This is a genomic window from Bacillus sp. MHSD_36, from assembly GCF_030757775.1.
In the GTDB taxonomy this organism is placed as follows: domain Bacteria; phylum Bacillota; class Bacilli; order Bacillales; family Bacillaceae_G; genus Bacillus_A.
The window spans coordinates 136190-154654 of the sequence record NZ_JAVBIS010000004.1 but is presented as its reverse complement, the minus strand read 5'-3'; the positions used below and the strand labels follow the sequence as shown (position 1 = coordinate 154654).

The window sequence follows — 18465 nt, the reverse complement described above, 5'->3', positions numbered from 1 at the left end:
TTACCTTTATGACTATCCAGTTCATAACACATTCACAAGAAAATGCTCTTGTATATAAAGGTCTGATATCGTTCCTTTTATCAGCATACTTTCGACATTTTTTGTCGAATTATGTATATTCCAGATTTTTACGTTACTTTATATATGCCTTTGGTTAAACATTTATTCTGTCAGAGAACGTACATAGAAACGGAGGGATAGTAGCAACAAAGACTTTATAACAATTAACTTTTTTTATATTCCATTTGTTCATGTGGAATATATTCCTCAGTGAACAAATGAATGTTCAAAGGAGGCAAAATGAAAAAACTTTTCAATATATGTTTAATTGTATTTGTACTATTTTCACAGTTTATTAGTTTCCCGTACAATCAGGCAAAAGCTGAGACTTTACAGGAAACTTCATTATTTGACACTGTTGAGATGAAAGATGTAACGGATCACATTATTGACGAAGCAAAAAATCCTAACAACTTAATAAAGATAGGATCAACCATTCAAGTAGAATATGCTTGGTCAATAAAGGATCAACGAGTTGTACATGCAAACGATACAGCAGTAATTCAAATACCACTTGCATTAAAAATATCTAAAGATTTGCAAGGAGATTTAGTAACAGGTCCAAAAAATATTGGTCAATATTTTTTAACAGCTAAAGATAATAAATTAAAACTAATATTTAATGATCAAGTAGAAAATTCGAAAGATGCTAAAGGAAAAATTAAAATTGATACTGTTTTTAACCCAACTTTAAAAACTGGAGAAAAATCAGTTCAAATCGCTTTTCCTTTAGGAACAATGGTACAACCTATAACAGTTCCTGTTCAAGTAGAAGATTCTAAAGAAGATAGCACCGAACAGGATACTAATAAACCAGTGCAAGATTCAGCAACTAAACCTGCTACTGATAATCCGGAACAAAATCCAGCAACTAAACCTGCTACTGATAATCCGGAACAAAATCCAGCAACTAAACCTGCTACTGACAATCCGGAACAAAATCCAGCAGCTAAAATTGCTACTGACAATCCGGAACAAAATCCAGCAGCTAAAATTGCTACTGACAATCCGGAACAAAATCCAGCAGCTAAAATTGCTACTGACAACTCAGAACAAAAGCTAGCAAGCGACCCTACTGAGAATATAAACTCAGGTCCAAAGCAAATAACAACAAACATTTTAACGGGTGTAAAGTTGACGGACAAAGACGGAAAACCATTTACAGAGGATAACCGTCCAAGCACAGATTCCCCTGCCAATATTGAGTTTACATGGGAACTTTTAAAATCAATGAATGTGAAAAGTGGAGATTACTATATTTTTGATCTTCCTAAACACTTTAAGATTTACAATACAATTAACAGTCCGTTATATGATAATGAAAACCACCCTATTGGTAACTTTACTGTTACAAAGGATGGAAAAGTCACAATGACATTCAACGATTATGTTGAAGAACATCCAGATATTGTTGGTAACTTACAATTAAAGACAGAATTTAATAAGGCTGAAATAAAAGGTACAACAACACAAGAAATTCCTTTCCCAATTAAAGATAAAGATGTTTCTATTACAGTTGACTTTAAGCCCAATGTACAAACAACTACAAATAAAAAAGGGTTACCTGATAGGCCAATTAATACAAATGAAATTAATTGGACAGTAGAGATGAACAAAACGAAAGAAAATCTTAAAAACGCTGTTTTTAAAGATAACATCCCACAAGGTACAACTTTAAATAAGGATTCTATTAAAGTTTATTATTTAGAAGTTGATGTTAACGGGAACGCAACACGTGGTAAAGAAGCCGATCCAGAAGATTACAAAATTATTTCATCAGATGGTTCAAAATTGGAGATTGCTTTTAAGGAGAATATCAGTAAAGCATACCAAATCGAATATGCCACAAAAATTACTGATGAAAATGTAAAAGACTTTCGAAATAACGTTACGATAACGAGTGATAATCAAAAACAACAAAACGCAAGCTCTACTGTAACGGTTTCTCGTGGTACACATTTAAACAAAACAAGTAAATATGATCCAAAGACGCAAACGATTGAATGGACAATTACTTACAACGGTGATCAAAAAAATATCAAAAAAACTGATGCACTTTTACAAGATATTTTTGACGATACACATGAACTTGATGCAAATTCTATCGTTGTGAAAAACGCTTCCTACGATGATAATGGAAGGCTTGTAACAGGAGATACTGTTAATAATTACACTGTAAGTAACAAGAAGAATGGATTCGACTTACAGTTTAATGAGGATATTAATAGTGCTTATGTAATTTCCTATAAAACAAAGCCAACTGGTAATGTCATAAAAGATGGAAAAGTAAAAAATACAGTTACAGCTGATAATGGTTCAAGTAAAGAAAATGAAGTTGGCTTCAAGCAGCAAAATATTATTAAATCTAATAATAAAGCTGAAACAAACTATAAAGACAAAACAACAACCTGGACAATTACAGTAAATAATAACAACTATCCATTAAACAATGCGATCATTACAGATACCTTTGATCATGGTGGCTTACAATTAAAAGATAAGAAACTAGAAATTAAAGACGGAGATTATATCCTTCAAGATGGGACTGACTATGTTTTAGATGTAACAGATAAAGGTTTCAAAGTTACCCTTATAGGTACATATCAGTCTAATATGACAAAAACATTAATCGTAAAATATACAACAGACTTTGACTATACCCAATTAGAAAGTGGTAAAACTTCATTTAAAAATACAGGTGACCTATCTTGGGTAGATGCAGATTCCAACAAACAATCAAATAAAGTTGAAGCGAATTTTGATCCTGATACTTTCACAAAGGCAAATGGATATAAATATGGTTCTTATAACGCCCAAACGAAAGAAATCACTTGGATAATAGGCTTTAATTATAATAATGTTGAGATTAAAGATCCTTATGTTATAGACGTAATACAAGATAAACAAAAGTTAGTACCAGGATCCATTGAAGTGCGCGATATGATTTTAAATGGAAGTCCAGATAATGCAAGACCTGGTAATGCTGTACCGACTGAGCAATATGAACTTGAAGAACCTACAGAGAAAAATAAAAATACCCTAAAGGTTCATTTCAAACAATCAATTAATTCACCTTACTATATTATCTTTAAAACGAGCCTTGATGGTGAACTCATCCAAGGTACCTACAAAAATGAGGCAGAGTTGAAAGATGGCTCTAAAATTGTAAACACTCTTAAAGGTGACACTCACGTTAATAAAGGTGGTAGCTTCGTTACAAAAAAAGCTGTGCAAGACGACAACTATATTAATTGGAGTATTGCAATCAATGAAAGCCAATCGACCATTGCAGACGCAGTTGTAACAGACGATCCAACAGACAATCAAGTACTTGTGGAAGATTCGTTCCACTTATATCCTACAACTGTCGATTACTATGGAAATGTAACAAAAGATACAGCAAATGAACTAAAACAAGGAACAGACTATAAACTCAAAATAACAACAGACAATAATACCGGAAAGCAACATTTTGAAATTGCTTTCTTGAAGAAAATTAATCGAGCTTATATTTTAGAATATCGTTCATTTATTAATGCAGACGATAAAGAAAAAGTAAGTAATAAAGCAAAAATCACAGGCAATAAGTTAACAGTAACAAATACAGAAACTACCGAAACGATTGAAGTACGAATGTCTTCCGGTTCAGGCGGAGGATCTGCTACTACAGGTCGTGGAAACCTTGAAATTATAAAGGTAGATAACGATGATAAGAACGCACCATTGGCCGGGGCAGAGTTTACTTTATACGATCGTACAGGGAAAACCGTTATTCGTAAAATAATAACAGACAAAGACGGTATCGCTAAGTTTAATAACTTAAAACGCGATAAATATTTATTAAAAGAAACAAAAGCTCCTGAAGGCTATGTAATTAGCTGGGATTTAAAACAAGGAAAAATTGTTGAACTTGGTACACAAGAAACTACAACATATAAACTTGCAAATAAGAAGTTTGTCGGGAAAGTAGTTTTAACAAAGTCTGATGACCTGAACAAAAACGTAACATTGCAAGGTGCCATTTTCACACTATTAGATAAAGATAAAAATATAATTTCAGAACACGCAAAATTAACAACAAATGATAAAGGGCAAATTACTGTAGATAATTTAAAACCAGGAACTTACTACTTACAAGAAACAACAGCTCCTGAGCATTATAAATTAGACAGTACACCTATTAAATTTACAATCAAAGAAGATCAAACGACTGTAGTATACCGAACTGCAACAAACAGTTTGATTCCAGGATCGGCCATTTTAACAAAAGTCGATAAAGATGGAAAAACTTTAGCAGGGGCGGAGTTCAGTGTACGCGATCGACATAACAATGTAATTCGCGGATATGAAAAATTAACGACAAATGATCAAGGACAAATCGAAGCAAAAGATTTACGACCTGGAGACTATCAATTTGTCGAAGAAAAAGCGCCTAAAGATTACGACATAGATAAAAAACCAATTGAGTTTACAATTGTAAAGAGTCAAAAGGACGCAGTTACTGTTACTGCGACGAATCACCTCATTAAAGGTGGTATCACTTTAACAAAAACTGATGATATCGATGGTACAGCTCTTGCAGGTGCTGTATTTAAAATTGTTGACGCTAATGATGAAAAGAAAATCATTCGCGAAAATATAAAAACTGGCGAAGATGGTAAAGTAACTGTTAAAGACTTAGAGCCTGGCATGTATAAATTTATTGAAACGGAAGCTCCTAAGGATTATATATTAAACAAAGATCCTATTCCGTTTACAATCGACAAAAGCCAACAGTCTTTTGCTACTGTTACTGCTAAAAACAGTTTAAAAACAGGCGAAGTTGAATTATTAAAAGTTGATGAATTCGGTGATAAAAAACCTCTAAAAGGTGCCGTATTTAAAATTGTCGATGTAAATAACAAGGAAGTTCGTACTGACTTAACTACAGATGCTGATGGAAAAACAAAAGCTGATAAGCTACGTCCTGGTACGTATAAATTTATTGAAACAGCTGCTCCTGAACATTACGTTTTACGAGCCGAACCGATTGAATTTACAATCGATAGAAGTCAAAAAGAAACTCTACTTGTGAAAGCTGAAAATGCTTTAAAACCAGGAGATGTTGAATTAACGAAAGTTGATGATATCGATGGTACAGTTCTTGAAGGTGCTGTATTTAAAATTGTTGATGCTAATGATGAAAAGAAAGTCATTCGCGAAAATGTAAAAACTGGTGCGGATGGTAAAGCTATCGCTACCGACTTACGCCCTGGCGATTATAAATTTATCGAAGTAACAGCACCGAAGTATTACGATAAAAATACAAAGCCTATCGAGTTCACGATTAAAGAAAGTCAAGGAACTTCACCAATTACTGTTACTGCTAAAAATAGCTTAACAAAAGGCGGTATTGAATTAACAAAAGTGAATGCTGCAGATGAAAAGGAAACTCTTGAAGGTGCTGTATTTAAAATCGTTAATAGAGATACAAATGAAGTTGTTCGTACGGAACTTGTTACGAATAGTAAAGGAATGTTAGTTGTAGATGACTTACGTCCTGGTAACTACACGCTTATCGAAACAAAGGCTCCAACTTATTACGATGTAAATGTAGAACCAATTGAATTTACAATCGAAAAAGGACAACAAAAACTTCTTCCACTTACATTTAAAAATAGTTTAACGAAAGGAAAGGTTAAACTTATTAAAGAAGATGATGTGGAGAGTAGTATCGCTCTTGCCGGCGCGGTGTTCACATTACAAGACGCAACTGGCAAAGAAATTGCGAAAGATTTAAAAACAGATGATTACGGAGTAATAGTCATTCCTGATTTAGCACCAGGAGATTATCAATTTATTGAAACAGCTGCTCCTGAACATTATAAATTGGATCAAACACCTATTAAGTTCACAATTAAAAAAGGTAGCAAGGATGATCTTCCAGTCCCTGTCACTGTAACAAATAGTTTACTTACAGGTGGCGTTACTTTAACAAAAGTTGATGACGTTGATGGCGTTACTCTTGAAGGCGCAGAATTTATCATTGTTGATGCTCATGATACGACAAAGGTTGTTCGTAAAGGATTAACTACTGATGAACATGGTCAAGTGTCTGCTTCTGATTTACGTCCTGGTGACTATCAATTTATTGAAGTAAAAGCTCCGAAAGACTATGACTTAAGGAAAGATCCTATTCCGTTCACTATCGGAAAAAGTCAAAAAGAAAATATTAATGTTACCGCTACGAACAGCTTAACGAAAGGTGGTGTCATTTTAACAAAAATAGATGACATCGATCGTACAATGCTGAAAAATGCAGTATTTAAAATTGTTGATATGGATGGTAAAGAAGTTCGCACAAATCTTGTTACAGATGACAATGGTGAAATTTCTGTTTCTGACTTACGTCCTGGAGACTATCAATTTATTGAAACAGCTGCTCCTGAACATTATGTATTAAATGAAACACCAATTCCATTTAAAATTGAACGAAACCAAACGAAAAAAATTCCTGTTACAGGGAAAAACACGTTGAAAAAAGGTAGCGTTGAATTAACAAAAATTGACGATATTGATACTGATACGAAGCTCGCTCATGCTGTATTTAATTTATTAGATGCAGACGGAGAAGTAGTTGAAGAAGGCTTGCAAACAAATGCTGAAGGAAAAATTGTTGTTGAAAATCTACGTCCTGGTACGTATAAGTTTATTGAAACAGCTGCTCCCGAACATTACGATTTAAATAAAAAACCGATTGAATTTACAATTAAGAAAAGCCAAACTGAAACGCTTCATGTTACGGCTAAAAACGCTCTAACAAAAGGTGCAGTGGAACTTACTAAAGTAGATGACATCGATGGCACTAAACTTGAAGGCGCAGTATTTAACATTGTTGACATGAAGGGTACTGTAATTCATAAAGGTCTAGTTACAAATAGTAAAGGAAAAATTGAAGTTAACGACCTACGTCCTGGTGATTACCAATTCATCGAAACAGAAGCTCCGAAGCATTACGTTTTAGATGAAACACCAATCCATTTCACTATTGAAAAAGGACAGAAGAAAACTCTTTCTTTAATTGCTAAAAATAGTTTAAAACAAGGTAGTATCGAATTAATTAAAGTAGATGATTTAAACGATCAAACAAAACTTGCCGATGCTGTGTTCAATTTACTAGATCAAAACGGAACTGTAATTAAAACAGATTTAAAAACGAACGGTGAAGGAAAAATCACTGTTGAAAACTTACGTCCTGGTACGTATCAATTTGTCGAAACAACAGCTCCGAAACATTATGATTTAGACAAAAAACCAATTGTAGTTACAGTTGAAAAAAGCCAGAAAGATGTTGCTACTGTTACTATGACAAATAGTTTAACAAAAGGCGGCGTGGAACTTACTAAAGTAGACGACGTCGATGGCACTACACTTGAAGGTGCAGTATTTAACATTGTTGATATGAAGGGTACTGTAATTCGCGAGAAGCTTACTACAAATTCACAAGGTAAAATTAGCGTTTCTAACTTACGTCCAGGTGATTATCAATTCGTCGAGACGAAAGCTCCGAAACACTACGATTTAAATAAAGAACCGATTCCTTTCACTATTGAAAAAGGACAAGCCGAACCGATTTCTGTTACTGCTAAAAATAGTTTAACTAAAGGTGCGGTAGAGCTTTCTAAAGTGGATGATATCGACGGTACAGCTCTTGAAGGTGCAGTATTTAAAATTGTTGATATGAACGGTAATGACGTTCGCACTGACATTACGACAGATGCGCACGGAAAAGTTACTATTCCTGATTTACACCCTGGAGACTATCAATTTATTGAAACAACGGCTCCTAAGCACTATAAACTAGATGCTACACCGATTAAATTTACAATTAAGAAAAGCCAAGCAGAGAAGCTACAAGTCACTGCTACTAACAGCTTAATTGAAGGTGCTGTTGAATTAATTAAAGTGGATGATATAAATCCAGATACAAAACTTTCTGATGCAGTATTTAACATCATTGATGCGAAAGGGAAAGTTGTTCGCACGAATTTAACTACTGATAAAGACGGGAAAGTTTCTGCTTCTAATTTACGTCCAGGAGATTATCAATTCGTGGAAACGAAAGCTCCGAAAGATTATGATTTAATTAAAAAACCGATTCCTTTCACTATCGAGAAAAGCCAGCCAACTCACATTTCTGTTACTGCTAAAAATGGCTTAACTAAAGGTGGCGTAGAATTAACGAAAGTTGACTCTTTAGATACGAAAGAAACGCTGGAAGGCGCGGTATTTAAAATTACTGATATGAACGGTAACGACATTCGCACGAATTTAGTTACCAATAAAGATGGAAAAATCATCGCTAAAGACTTACAACCTGGAGATTATCAATTTATTGAAACGAAAGCTCCGAAACATTATGACTTAAATGAAGATCCTATTAAGTTCACAATTGAAAGAAGTCAAACAAAACATGTCTTCGTTACAGCTACGAACAGCTTAACGAAAGGTAGTGTGGAGTTAATTAAAGTGGATGATATTGAAGAAAACACAACACTTGAAGGTGCGGTATTTAAAATTGTTAATAAGGATGGACACGACGTCCGTACTGATTTAACTACTGATAAAAACGGCCGTTTAGTTGTGGATGAATTACCACCAGGAGACTATCATTTTATTGAAACAAAAGCTCCTAATCACTATGACTTAAACGAAACACCTATTAAGTTCACAGTTAATAAAGGACAAGAAAAAATCGCTTCCGTTACTGCTACGAATAGCTTAACGAAAGGCGATGTTGAACTAACTAAAGTCGACGATGTTGACGGCTCTACTCTTGAAGGGGCTATCTTTAAAATCGTTGATATGAACGGCAATGTTTTGCGTTCGGATTTAACTACTGATAAAGATGGAAAAATTTCTGTTTCTGATTTACGTCCGGGAGACTATCAATTCGTTGAAACAAAGGCTCCTACTCATTACGACTTAAATCAAAATCCTATCAACTTTACTGTTGAAAAGAGTCAAACAGCTAAAGCTTCTGTTACTGCTACAAATAGCTTAACGAAGGGCGCTGTTGAATTAACTAAAGTCGACGATGTTGACGGCTCTACTCTTGAAGGAGCTATCTTTAAAATCGTTGATATGAACGGCAATGTTTTGCGTTCGGATTTAACTACTGATAAAGATGGAAAAATTTCTGTTTCTGATTTACGTCCGGGAGACTATCAATTCGTTGAAACAAAGGCTCCTACTCATTACGACTTAAATCAAAATCCTATCAACTTTACTGTTGAAAAGAGTCAAACAGCTAAAGCTTCTGTTACTGCTACAAATAGCTTAACAAAAGGCGCTGTTGAACTAACTAAAGTCGACGATGTTGACGGCTCTACTCTTGAAGGGGCTATCTTTAAAATCGTTGATATGAACGGCAATGTTTTGCGTTCTAATTTAACTACTGATAAAGATGGAAAAATTTCTGTTTCTGATTTACGTCCGGGAGACTATCAGTTTATCGAAACGAAAGCTCCTATTGGATACGATTTAAGCGCTAAGCCAATTCCTTTCACAATTACGAAAGGACAATCTCAAGTTACTTCTGTTACAGCTTTAAATAGTTTAACAACAGGTGCAATGGAGTTAACTAAAGTTGATATGGATCACAATGGAACACTTGAAGGTGCCATTTTCAATATTTTAGATCAAGACGGAAAAGTAGTACGAGAAGGTTTAAAAACAGACGGACATGGTAAATTAATCGTAAATGATTTGAAACCTGGTAATTATCAATTAGTGGAAACAAAAGCTCCTACAGGCTATCAATTAGATGCATCACCAATAAACTTTACAATTGAAAAAGCTCAAGCTACACCACTACAAATTACAGTTTCAAATAAAAAAATCGATTCTTCATCAGGTGGAGATGATAAACCAATTACTCCTCCTAATAAAGAAGAGGAAACAGGAAAAGAAACTTCTGAAAAACCAGAAAAAGGAAATCCCGAAACGCCTGGTAAAGGAACTTCCGAAGAACTAGAAAAAGGAAATCCCGAAACACAAATAAACAAACAGCAAGATGACCGAAATACGGGTAAAGAACTTCCAAATACAGGTCACAAAAAGGATTCTACTCAAACAGTAGGTATCGTACTTCTACTAGCTGGATTGTTAAGTATTTTAGCTACAAAACGAAAAAAACCTTATTAATAGTTTTTCACACCCAATCAAGTGAACATTTGATTGGGTGTTTTTTTATGCAAAAAAGGACGATACATAGAGTATCGTCCTTTTAACGGGGTGAGGCTGTCCAAAAGTACGGAAAACCTTTGAACAGCCTCGTATTTTCATATGGATGCCTTACATATATCACTGATAATAAGTATGAAATGCGGAAACATATTTATCATCACATGATTCAAACATGAGAAAAGAAACCCTACAGTGGATTCTTTTCTCTACATAATCTAAAGTTTGGGTACACTAGATTCATGCAATGTAGGAGCTTTCCAAGCAGAAAGCGAACCTTCATTTAAAATGATAGCATACATGTCTCCATCAAAAATATGCAAATATGCATACATCGTTTTTTATTTCTCAATGTCAGAATATTGAAAATATATGTGAGTAAAGTTAAAATGAAGTCGTTATCCGTCTTCTTTTGTCAGTCAGAGAGAATAGAAGAATAGGAGAGGGAAAAATGAAAAAATCTTTGAAACAAAAAATAGTAAGCTCTTTGCTTGCTGTATCACTTGCTGTTAGCTTAGCCCCAGTCGGACAAGCCAAAGCTGGTTCCACGTCAGAACTCACACAAACTTTACCTATCACAAAACAAGTTGATGCAAGCCGCGCCATCGAACACATCCGTTTCTTATCCGAAACAATTGGTCCTCGCCCTGGTGGGACAAAATCAGAAGAATGGGCTTCTCGCTACGTTGGTATGCAGCTTAAATCAATGGGCTATGAAGTAGAATATCAACCATTTCAAGTACCTGATCAATACGTTGGATTTATGGAATCATCATTATCCACAAAGCGTAATTGGCAAGCTGGTGCTGCTCCTAACGCACTAATTTCTACAGAAGCTGTTACAGCTCCTCTTATCTTTGTTCAAGGTGGAACAAAATTAGAGGATATCCCAAATGAAGTAAACGGGAAAATTGTTCTATTTGAAAGAGGAACAACATTTGCAGACTACAATAAACAAGTTGAAAATGCTGTTAGTAAAGGAGCAAAAGGGGTTCTTTTATACAGTTTAATTGGGGGACGCGGAAATTATGGACAAACCTTCAATCCCCGCCTAACGAAAAAGCAATCTATCCCTGTCTTTGGTCTTGCTTATGCGCAAGGAAATGCATTTAAAGAGGAAATTGCTAAAAAAGGGACAACAATTCTTTCCCTAAAAGCAAGACATGAATCTAATTTAACATCATTAAACGTCATCGCTAAAAAGAAACCTAAAAATAGTACAGGTAATGAAAAAGCTGTCGTTGTAAGTTCACACTATGATAGCGTAGTTGGAGCACCTGGAGCGAATGATAATGCTTCTGGTACAGGGTTAGTATTAGAGTTAGCACGCGCTTTTCAAAATGTAGAAACTGATAAAGAAATCCGTTTTATTACTTTTGGTTCTGAAGAGACTGGCTTACTTGGCTCCGATTATTACGTTAATAGTCTGCCCCCAAAAGAACGCGATCGAATTTTAGGTGTCTTTAATGCAGACATGGTTGCAACAAATTACGATAAAGCAAAGAATTTATATGCTATGACGCCTAACGGTTCTCCAAACCTGGTAACAGACGCAGCCTTACAAGCAGGTAAACAATTAAATAATGACCTCGTACTGCAAGGGAAATTTGGCTCTAGTGATCACGTGCCATTTGCTGAAGTTGGTATTCCGGCCGCCCTATTCATCTGGATGGGTGTCGATAGTTGGAATCCATTAATCTATCATATTGAGAGGGTATACCATACACCTCAAGATAATGTGCTAGAAAACATTTCACCTGAACGTATGAAAATGGCATTAGAGGTTATTGGAACTGGTGTTTATAATACCCTTCAAAAACCTGTTACTCAAACAAATCAAAAAGCTGCTTAATCATTTAAAAGATCACTGATTGGTATCAGTGGTCTTTTATTGAGAAAATATATATATGCATAAAAGCATATTTCCTCCTACTCATTATCATATACAATATTAACTGTAACAAAAATGATTACAACTAATAAGGAGGCTTTTTCTACTATGAAAAAAATGATTTTAGCAGGTGTGTTAACTTTAGCGGGAATTACTGGAGCTACTGCGTTTATTCCTGAAACAAAGGTTGCTGCTGCCACTCAAGAACAAAGCTTTACAAAATTTTATTCTTTGCAAACTGGAAGTAGTTCTGAACAAGAACCTGTTTTCCTTCAAAAGGGACAAGAGTTAACAATTCAACCTAACAGTAAAACTCCTAGTTACAGTGTTTATGACTCAAACCATAACCTTATCGGACGTTATTCTGATGGGTACGGCAGAATTTTCACTGCAAAAACAGATGGAAATATGTACGTTCAATTCCATGCGCCTTACGTTTACTATAGTCCTATTAGCTTTTCTGTTACGTATACTATCCAATAGAAAAGAGGTCCTTTTACAGGGCCCCTTTTATTCCTCTTTCCATTTTACTTTCACAAATCCATCTTTCACCATTAAGCCACTTATATTTAATACATATTTTTCATTTGCATTCAATGTAGCTTTGAAAGTACCTTTTTTCGATTCACAAATTTCCTTTAGCTCTTTTATCCCTTCCCCTTGTCTTTCATACAAACTAAAGCATAAATTACCGCGTTTTGCATCTGTCTCATAAGAAAATGTCACTTCTGTATCTTTCTCGTACTGAATTTCAATATCTTTACCAGCAATATCCCATGATGAGAATTTTGCTTCATAACTTGTCTCTCCTTGCTTCTCACTTTCTAAATATATATCACCAGCTTTCCACATATCATCTAACGTTTGAACGAAAGCAAAACCGCTCAGTAATACAAGCATTGCACTTGCAAATATGACAACTACTGTTATCTTTTGCTTTTTCATAGCCTTCATCGTATGTTCTCCTTCTATTTTCTTATTACTTCTTCGTATCATATATAACAAAACTCCAATAAAAAAAGGCAATCACAACATCGTGTGATTGCCTTTTACTAAAAGCGAAAATCGGCTAGAATACTCGGTGGCTTCGCGCCTTCCTCCGAGGCAAAGTATGCCTCTCTGTCAGGAGCTCCATCCCCCTCCTATTCTGAACGAGCCGCTTCCGCCTTTCCTTAATTACATTTTTTCTGGTGCAGATACTCCTACGATTGCTAGTGCGTTTTGAAGTGTAGTGCGTACTGCTTTCATTAATTCGTAACGAGCTTTACTTAATTCTACGTTATCTTGGTTTAATACTTTTTCTGCATTGTAGAAGCTGTGTAATGCTGCTGCTAATTCAAATGCATAGTTTGTAATGCGGTGTGGTAGACGTTTTTGTGCTGCATCCGCAACGACTGCTGGGAATTCACCAAGTTTTTTCAGTAACTCTACTTCTTTCTCAGAAGTAACAAGTTTGTAGTTCACATCTCCGCCTGTAGCTAATCCTAACTCTTCACCTTGACGAAGGATACTGCATACACGAGCATGTGCATATTGTGCATAGTATACTGGGTTTTCATTAGATTTTGATACAGCTAAGTCCATATCGAAATCTAAATGAGAATCACCGCTACGCATTGCGAAGAAGTAACGCATTGCGTCCACGCCTACTTCTTCCATAAGCTCACGAAGTGTAACTGCTTTACCTGTACGCTTACTCATCTTCATTTTTTCACCATTTTGATACAGTTGTACCATTTGGATGATTTCTACTTCAAGTGTTTCTTTATCGTAACCTAGCGCTTGAATAGCAGCTTTCATACGAGGAATGTAACCGTGGTGGTCAGCACCCCAAATGTTGATTAACTTATCGAAACCACGCTCTAATTTATCACGGTGATACGCGATATCTGGCGTTAAGTACGTGTAAGAACCATCATTTTTAATTAATACACGGTTTTTATCGTCACCGTAAGTCATTGAACGGAACCAAGTTGCTCCATCTTCTTCAAAGATCTCTTCGCGCTCTTTTAATACAGCAAGCGCTTGATCGATTTTTCCGTTTTTGTATAATGATGTTTCTGAGAACCATACATCAAATTTAACGCGGAAGCTTTCTAAGTCTTTTTGAAGTTTTGCTAATTCATATTTTAAACCGTACTCACGGTAGAATTCATAGCTTTCTTTTTCATCAGCTTTCGCATAACGATCACCAAATTCTTCTGCTAAACGTTTACCGATTGCAATGATGTCTGCACCGTGGTATCCGTCTTCTGGCATTTCTTTCTCTAAGCCTAAAGCTTGCATGTAACGAGCTTCAACAGAAAGAGCCAAGTTATGAATTTGGTTACCAGCGTCATTAATGTAGTACTCACGAGATACATCGTATCCTGCTTTTGCTAATAGGTTACATAAAGTGTCACCTACTGCTGCCCCACGTGCATGCCCTAAGTGAAGATCACCTGTTGGATTCGCAGATACGAACTCAACTTGTACTTTTTCACCTTTACCAGTATTCGTTTCACCGTAAGCTTCACCAGCATTAACGATTGTTGGGATTAAGTCTGTTAAGTAGCTATTATCCATGTAGAAGTTAATGAAACCAGGACCTGCGATTTCAATTTTTTCAATAGAAGCTTTTGCTTTATCGAAGTTTGCAACTAATTCTTCTGCAATCATACGAGGTGCTTTTTTCGCAACGCGCGCAAGTTGCATTGCCATGTTTGTAGAGAAATCACCATTTGTCTTATCTTTTGGAGATTCTAATACAACGTTTGGAATCTGTTCTTCTGTTGCTAATTCTGCCTTTAATACAGCAGCTTGAATTTCTTCTTTAATTAATCCTTTTACTTGTTCTAAGGAATTCATTATTTTGCCTCCTTCAAATTAATTGTAATTGTATATCTGCCAGCTTCTTGTTCACTTAGAAGCAATGCGTACGTTAAGAAGAGTTGTCCTTTTTTCTTTTCATCCGACCATTTAAAAAGAACGTTATCAGTTTTCGTTTGCAATGCAAACGTACCAAGTTCACTCGTGTACGTACCAGTTGTCCATTCACCTTTCACATGCGTTTGACGCATAGAAACAGCACCTGAACGCATAATGAGAACTTGTTCATCTTGAATTTTAATAATTGTTTTCACTTCGCCCTGTTCGTTCGGCTCTTGGAATGTTACGTATGTACCTTGACCTTTTACATAGTATTGACCATTTGCTTCAAAAGCAACGGTTTCCTTCCTCGCCCCTTCACGGATTTCTGTTACGAAATGAACGTGTACCGGCAAGCCTGCAAGTTGTTTCTCCACGTCTTGCACACCTTTCAAATGTTATAGATATTAAATACTACTTATAATAAATCACTTTTCCTATCATATCAAAAAAAACCTCTGTCTGTCTGCTGAAAAATCAGGAAAACTCCATTTCAAAAAATAATTCACTTTCACTTTATTTCATATGATAAAATATTTTTTAAATCTAAATATTCTTTCATTTCGAGAGGTGAATTAAGTGCTAGCAACAAAATTGAAAAAAGGTGATGAAATTAGAGTCATTTCACCATCTTGTAGTTTAAGTATCGTCTCAAATCCGAATCAAGAGCTTGCTATAAAAAGATTAACCGACATGGGCTTTCAAGTCACATTCTCAACATACGCTGATGAGATAGATCGATTTGCTTCCTCTTCTATTTCTTCACGTGTTCACGACCTTCACGAAGCATTTAAAGACCCGAATGTAAAAGCTATTTTGACGACACTTGGTGGATATAACTCTAATGGTTTATTAAAACATCTCGATTATGATTTAATTCGAGAAAACCCAAAATTTTTCTGTGGCTATTCTGATATTACCGCTTTAAATAATGCCATCTACGCAAAAACAGGTCTCATTACATATTCAGGGCCCCATTTCTCTTCATTTGGAATGGAGAGAGGGCTCGAGTATACGAACGATTACTTTTTAAAATGCTTAACTTCTAATGAGCCTATTGAAGTCCTGTCATCTGAAACATGGAGCGATGATTCTTGGTACATCGATCAGGAAAATCGAGAATTTATTAAAAATGAAGGATATGTTTCAATTCATGAAGGCGAAGCAACTGGGGAGATTATCGGTGGTAATATGAGCACATTGAGTTTACTGCAAGGTACACCATATATGCCAAATTTAAAAGGCAAAATTTTATTTCTTGAAGAGGATAGTTTAACTGGTACAGCTACCCTTAAAACTTTTGATCGTTATTTACATTCCCTTATGCAGCAGCAAGATTTTGAGTACATAAAAGGTATCGTTATAGGAAAGATGCAAAAAGGTGCAGAATGTACGATAGAAGACATACAAGAAATGATTGCTTCAAAGCTTGAACTTGCACATATCCCTATCATTGCAAACGCAAGTTTCGGGCATACAACCCCGATTTTCACTTTCCCAATTGGCGGGCGTGTAAAAATCATTTCTAACAAAGAAAAAACATCTATCACTATTTTAACGCACTAAAAAAGGAGCGAATGAGTCGCTCCTTTTATCGTTTTTCTATTTTTTCCAACGCTTTTTGCGGAATTGATTCTTTGGGGATTTCAGCCCATCCTTTTCCTTGCATACCTTTTGCATAAATTTTTATAAACGCCCCTGTATGCAATTCACGGTTCATCATTCTTTTCACAACTTGTAACTTTCCATCCTCTGTATACCCTTTAAATGTATACAAGTATTCACCGTCTTTTTTCTCACCTTTATCTATAACCGCATAATAATCTTGTATTTCTTTATTTGAAAAGAAGTTGTCTACAAAAGCATGTACACCTTCTGTTTTTGTGTTCAAATAATACGCTGTTCCACCTAAAATGATGGCGAATACAGCTAAAACTTTAATTACCAATTTCATACATGATCCTCCTGTTTGCACTTCTTTCTCTCTAGTCATATATCTATACTTGTATTATACGAAAAATGACATACTATACTCTATCTAAATGCCTTACACTTTCCTTACATTATTGTAAGGCATTTTCACCTTATAGTAATTTCCCAATAAAAAATTTTTCCGTTTCATGAACTTTTATATTATTATTGAATGATACAAATTTTTATTACAAAAATCAAAGGAGACAGTTTTCAAATGGCTATCTTGCAAGGTTTAGCACTATTACTTGTTGTACTTTGTCTATTTACACTTTTTAGTTACCGTGCTCCTTACGGCATGAAAGCAATGGGTGCTTTAGCTAATGCAGCAATCGCAAGTTTTCTTATTGAAGCATTTCACCGTTATATTGGTGGAGAAATGTTTCATAATGACTTTTTACAATCAGTAGGAGAAGCTTCTGGTAGTATGAGCGGTGTCGCAGCCGCGATTTTAGTCGCACTAGCAATAGGTGTTTCACCCGTATATGCTGTTTTAATCGGTATCGCTACTAGCGGATTCGGTATTTTACCAGGATTTTTCGCTGGATACGTTTGTGCTTTCGTCGTGAAATTTCTCGAAAAGAAATTACCGGCTGGTGTAGAGTTTTTAGCAATTTTATTTATTGCTGCACCAATCTCACGCGGAATGGCAATGCTTATGGACCCGCTCGTGAACGCAACGCTCGGTAAAATCGGTTCTATGATTTCAGTTGCAACTACAGAAAGTCCTATCATTATGGGTATTATGCTTGGTGGATTAATAACAGTTATTTCTACCTCTCCATTAAGTTCTATGGCACTCACTGCAATGCTTGGATTAACAGGTTTACCAATGGCAATTGGTAGTCTTGCCGTAGCAGCCTCAGCCCCAATGAACTTTATTTTCTTTAAACGACTAAAGATTTGTTCAAAGAAAGATACAATTGCTGTAGCAATCGAGCCTTTAACACAAGCCGATGTTGTTTCAGCAAATCCAATTCCAATTTATGCAACGAACTTCGTTGGCGGTGCACTTGCTGGTATTATTACATCTCTGTTCCAGCTCGTTAATAATGCGCCAGGAACAGCATCACCAATCCCAGGACTTCTTGTCTTATTCGGATTTAATGACGTTGTAAAGGTAACAATTGCTGCTGTATTATGTGGAATCGTTACCACGATTGTTGGATATATCGGATCAATCGTGTTCCGTAAATATCCAATTCGCTCTGCTGATGAAATTCGCGGCATTACTTCGGAAGAGAAGGTTGCATAAGAAAAAGAGCTATTCTCATCGCTTGAGAATAGCTCTTTTTTATGTCGCGTGAAGATAAATAAAATTATATCGGCGATTTTTTAAATATATTGACTTACCGACACATATCGCCAAAACAAGGGCCCCCTATTCATATAGGAGGCCCTTGTTTTATCCA

Annotated in this window: 9 protein-coding genes; 5 read left to right on the top strand and 4 right to left on the bottom strand. The window is 35.6% G+C overall.

Annotated features, from left to right (window positions below):
* The first annotated feature begins 300 nt into the window (after positions 1–300).
* The 3 genes from Q9B79_RS17930 (at position 301) to Q9B79_RS17920 (ending at position 12658) form a co-directional block, all read left to right on the top strand.
* A complete protein-coding gene (locus tag Q9B79_RS17930; RefSeq protein WP_306186335.1) occupies positions 301–10245 on the top strand; it encodes a SpaA isopeptide-forming pilin-related protein in 9945 nt (3314 codons plus the stop codon).
* Between the two features lie 490 nt (positions 10246–10735).
* Positions 10736–12136 (top strand): M28 family metallopeptidase, encoded by a 1401-nt coding sequence (locus Q9B79_RS17925; RefSeq protein WP_306186334.1) that lies wholly within the window; start codon positions 10736–10738, stop codon positions 12134–12136.
* 147 nt (positions 12137–12283) lie between these two features.
* A complete protein-coding gene (locus tag Q9B79_RS17920; RefSeq protein ID WP_306186333.1) occupies positions 12284–12658 on the top strand; it encodes a hypothetical protein in 375 nt (124 codons plus the stop codon).
* A 27-nt stretch (positions 12659–12685) separates the two neighbouring features.
* Here Q9B79_RS17920 and Q9B79_RS17915 read toward each other — a convergent pair whose 3' ends face one another.
* From Q9B79_RS17915 to Q9B79_RS17905, 3 genes are all read right to left on the bottom strand, one after another.
* The gene (locus Q9B79_RS17915) at positions 12686–13201 is read right to left on the bottom strand and encodes an anti-sigma factor (protein ID WP_306186332.1); all 516 of its coding nucleotides are present in this window, start codon (positions 13199–13201) and stop codon (positions 12686–12688) included.
* 150 nt (positions 13202–13351) lie between these two features.
* Positions 13352–15022, bottom strand: a complete 1671-nt coding sequence (gene argS / locus Q9B79_RS17910; protein WP_306186330.1) for an arginine--tRNA ligase — start codon at positions 15020–15022, stop codon at positions 13352–13354.
* Positions 15022–15459, bottom strand: coding sequence for a YwiB family protein (locus Q9B79_RS17905; RefSeq protein ID WP_000414867.1), 438 nt, complete (start codon positions 15457–15459; stop codon positions 15022–15024). Before Q9B79_RS17905 ends, argS begins: the two co-directional genes overlap by 1 nt.
* Positions 15460–15661: 202 nt before the next feature.
* Here Q9B79_RS17905 and Q9B79_RS17900 point away from each other — a divergent pair, with 202 nt between their 5' ends.
* Entirely contained in the window at positions 15662–16648 is a 987-nt protein-coding gene (locus Q9B79_RS17900; protein WP_306186329.1) for a S66 family peptidase, read from the top strand.
* 25 nt (positions 16649–16673) lie between these two features.
* On the opposite strand, the gene Q9B79_RS17895 is transcribed toward Q9B79_RS17900, so the two are convergent.
* Complete coding sequence (locus Q9B79_RS17895) at positions 16674–17036, bottom strand: YxeA family protein (RefSeq protein WP_306186328.1); 363 nt, start codon at positions 17034–17036, stop codon at positions 16674–16676.
* Positions 17037–17270: 234 nt separating this feature from the next.
* Between Q9B79_RS17895 and Q9B79_RS17890 the strand changes: the two genes are divergently transcribed.
* Entirely contained in the window at positions 17271–18308 is a 1038-nt protein-coding gene (locus tag Q9B79_RS17890) for a PTS sugar transporter subunit IIC (RefSeq protein ID WP_000996323.1), read from the top strand.
* Positions 18309–18465 lie beyond the last annotated feature (157 nt).